This window comes from Cellulomonas rhizosphaerae (assembly GCF_003470205.1).
Lineage (GTDB): Bacteria > Actinomycetota > Actinomycetes > Actinomycetales > Cellulomonadaceae > Cellulomonas > Cellulomonas rhizosphaerae.
On the sequence record NZ_QWKP01000039.1, the window covers coordinates 1 to 2,997 of the forward strand.

Consider the following 2,997-nt stretch of genomic DNA (forward strand, 5'->3'; position numbering starts at 1 on the left):
CGACCCGTCCGGGTCGCGCCGCTCTCGACTGCGGGGGTGGCCATGCGGCCGACATTAACTGAGTGAGCACTCACTCCGCCAGATCATTCCGGCGTCGAGTCCTCCGGCTTCTGCAGCGACGGCGCCGGGTCCGACGTCGGCCGCAACGGAGCCGCGCCCGCGCCCGGTCGCTGGCCCAGCTCGGCGCCCGCGTCGAAGGGACGCCCACTGAGGTTGCCCGCGCTCGTCGCGTCGGCCGTGGCGGCCGCCGACTCGCGCTTGGCCTCGGCGAGCGCCTCGGCCGGGTCGGTCAGCGTCGAGGGCGGCAGGTCGTCCCCGAGCGGCGACTCCCCCGCGGGCCGGCTGCTGCCGAACACGCCGCCCGCGTCGTCGCCCCCGGCGAACCCCTTGGCGAACGCGCCCAGCGCGCCCGAGAGCTCGGACGGCAGGAACCACATCTTGCTCGACGGGCTCTGCGCGATCTTCGGCAACACCTGCAGGTACTGGTAGGCCAGCAGCTTGGGGTCGGCGTCGCCACGGTGCACGGCGTCGAAGACCTGCAGGATGGCCCGCGCCTCGCCCTCGGCGTTGAGGATCGCCGACTGCGCGCTGCCCTCGGCCCGCAGGATCGCGGCCTGCTTCTCGCCCTCGGCCGTGAGGATCTGCGACTGCTTGACACCCTCCGCGGTCAGGATCGTGGCGCGACGGTCTCGCTCGGCGCGCATCTGCTGCTCCATCGAGCCCTTGATGCTGTCCGGCGGGTCGATCGACTTGAGCTCGACCCGGTTGACGCGCACGCCCCACCGGCCGGTCGCCTCGTCGAGCACGCCGCGCAGCTGGCCGTTGATCTGGTCGCGGCTGGTCAGCGTCTGCTCGAGGTCCATCGAGCCGACGACGTTGCGCAGCGTCGTGACCGTGAGCTGCTCGATGCCGGTGATGTAGTTGGCGATCTCGTACACCGCGTTCTTCGGCTCGGTCACCTGGAAGTAGATGACCGTGTCGATGCTGACCACGAGGTTGTCCGAGGTGATCACGGGCTGCGGCGGGAAGGACACCACCTGCTCGCGCAGGTCGACGCCCGCACGCACGCGGTCGACGAACGGGATGAGCAGGTGCAGGCCGGCGTCGAGCGTGCGGGAGTAGCGGCCGAGTCGCTCGACGATGATCGCCGTCGCCTGCGGGACGATCCGCACCGCCCGGATCAGGCCGATGACCACGAACAGCACGGCCAGCCCGAGCACGATGTACAGGGCGATCTGGCCGCCGCTGGGGTCGTCCATGAATCCTCCAGTTTTCTTCGTACGGATGCCCCGCGGCTGCGGGGAGGTGCGATTCAGCCCGCGGCGGGTGCGACCACCGCGGTCGCGCCCTCGATGCGGTCGACCCGCACCTGGGCGCCGGGCAGGAGGGCGTCAGCGGTGCTGGTGCGCGCGCTCCAGACCTCGCCGTTGAGCTTGACGCGGCCACCCTCGAGCGTGACGGTCGAGACGACGACGGCGTCCTTGCCGACCAGCGCCGCGGCGTTGGTCTCCTCGAGCGGGACACGCTTCTTGAGCCGGCGCAGGAGCCAGGGGCGCAGCGTCGCGAGCAGCACGACCGCCGTCAGCGCGGCGATCAGGAACTGCAGCCACACCGGGGCTCCCGCAGCGCTGGCGATGCCTCCGGCGACCGCACCGCCGGCGAGCATGATCAGGACGAGGTCGAGCGAGAGCATCTCCAGGATGCCGAGCGCGAACGCCCCGCCGATCCACCACAACCAGTCCATGGGATGCAGCCTCCTTCGGCCGCGCCCGCTCCTGGGTGGATCGGGCTCTTGTACCGATCCTAGACGACTGCTTTGCGAACTTGTGGGGTTTTCCTCAGCCCGCGGCGCGCGCCGACCAGCGGTCGCCGTTGCGGTCGACCGCGAGGTCGAGCCCGAACGCGCCGGACAGCGTCTCCGCCGTCAGGACCTCGTCGACGGGGCCGGCGGCGTGCACGCGACCGTCCTTGAGGAGCAGCAGGTGCGTGAACCCCGGCGGGATCTCCTCGACGTGGTGCGTGACCAGCACGAGGACCGGCGACTTGGGGTCCGCGGCGAGCTCGGCGAGCGCCGCGACGAGCTCCTCGCGGCCGCCGAGGTCGAGCCCGGCGGCGGGCTCGTCGAGCAGCAGCAGCTCGGGGTCGGTCATGAGCGAACGGGCGATCTGGACGCGCTTGCGCTCGCCCTCGCTGAGCGTGCCGAAGTAGCGCTCGCCGAGGTGGTCGACGCCGAACGCGCGCAGCAGGTCGCTCGCGCGCGACTCGTCGAGCTCCTCGTAGGTCTCGCGCCAGCGACCGGTCACCCCGTAGGCGGCGGTGAGCACGACGTCGCGCACGGTCTCACCCGACGGGATGCGGTCCGCGAGCGCCGCGCTGGACAGCCCGATGCGCGGGCGCAGCTCGAAGACGTCGACGCGGCCGAGGCGCTCGCCGAGCAGCTCGGCGGTGCCGCCGGTGGGGTGCATGCGGCCGGACGCGACCTGCAGCAACGTCGTCTTGCCGGCCCCGTTGCGGCCGAGCACGACCCAGCGCTCGCCCTCCCGCACCGTCCACGAGATGTCGTCGAGGATCGTCGTCGTCCCCCGGCGGATCGTCACGGCCTGCAGGTCGAGCACGTCGGTCATGGCATGACCCTAACGGCCCGGCGGGGGCGCGTCCGCAGCGGCGCACGTGTCCTGGCTCACGAGGGCTCACGAGCCTCGTCGGGCGACCCTCGCCTACCGTTGTGCCCGTGAGCGACGTCCTCGAGCTGCCCCGGTCCGTGCTGCTCGCCCTGTGGCTCGCGCCCGACCCGTCGGGCGCGAGGACCGACCGCAAGGCGCTGCTGCGCGCGGTCCAGGGCGACGACGAGCCGCACGAGGTGGTCACGGGCGACGGCTCACCCGTCCCGCTCTCCGAGGCGATCGACGGATGGGTCGGCGGCCCGATCGACGTCGCCGCGCTGGTCCTCGCGCCGGGCGATGCCGGGGCGGCCCCGGCCGCCGTGAGCGGCGCGGC

The 2,997-nt window shown here is 72.7% G+C and carries 3 protein-coding genes and 1 pseudogene; 1 reads left to right on the forward strand and 3 read right to left on the reverse strand.

Translation table 11 applies throughout. From position 1 onward, the window contains the following. Positions 1-83 precede the first annotated feature (83 nt). The 3 genes from D1825_RS00495 to D1825_RS00505 all read right to left on the reverse strand — a co-directional run bounded on the left by D1825_RS00495 (position 84) and on the right by D1825_RS00505 (position 2,624). Complete coding sequence (locus tag D1825_RS00495; RefSeq protein WP_118765589.1) at positions 84-1,259, reverse strand: SPFH domain-containing protein; 1,176 nt, start codon at positions 1,257-1,259, stop codon at positions 84-86. Between the two features lie 53 nt (positions 1,260-1,312). Next, on the reverse strand, positions 1,313-1,744 hold the full coding sequence (locus D1825_RS00500; RefSeq protein ID WP_118765590.1) for an NfeD family protein: 432 nt from the start codon (positions 1,742-1,744) through the stop codon (positions 1,313-1,315). A gap of 94 nt (positions 1,745-1,838) precedes the next feature. Next, positions 1,839-2,624, reverse strand: coding sequence for an ABC transporter ATP-binding protein (locus tag D1825_RS00505; protein ID WP_118765591.1), 786 nt, complete (start codon positions 2,622-2,624; stop codon positions 1,839-1,841). 107 nt (positions 2,625-2,731) lie between these two features. On the opposite strand from D1825_RS00505, the pseudogene D1825_RS00510 reads away from it, so the two are divergent. Beyond that, positions 2,732-2,997: pseudogene (locus D1825_RS00510) on the forward strand (hypothetical protein); the annotation flags it as partial.

Bases quoted from the DNA above. Each gene is read 5' to 3' on its own strand.
- D1825_RS00495 (WP_118765589.1), bottom strand. From the start codon at position 1,259: ATGGACGACCCCAGCGGCGGCCAGATCGCCCTGTACATCGTGCTCGGG.
- D1825_RS00500 (WP_118765590.1), bottom strand. From the start codon at position 1,744: ATGGACTGGTTGTGGTGGATCGGCGGGGCGTTCGCGCTCGGCATCCTG.
- D1825_RS00505 (WP_118765591.1), bottom strand. From the start codon at position 2,624: ATGACCGACGTGCTCGACCTGCAGGCCGTGACGATCCGCCGGGGGACG.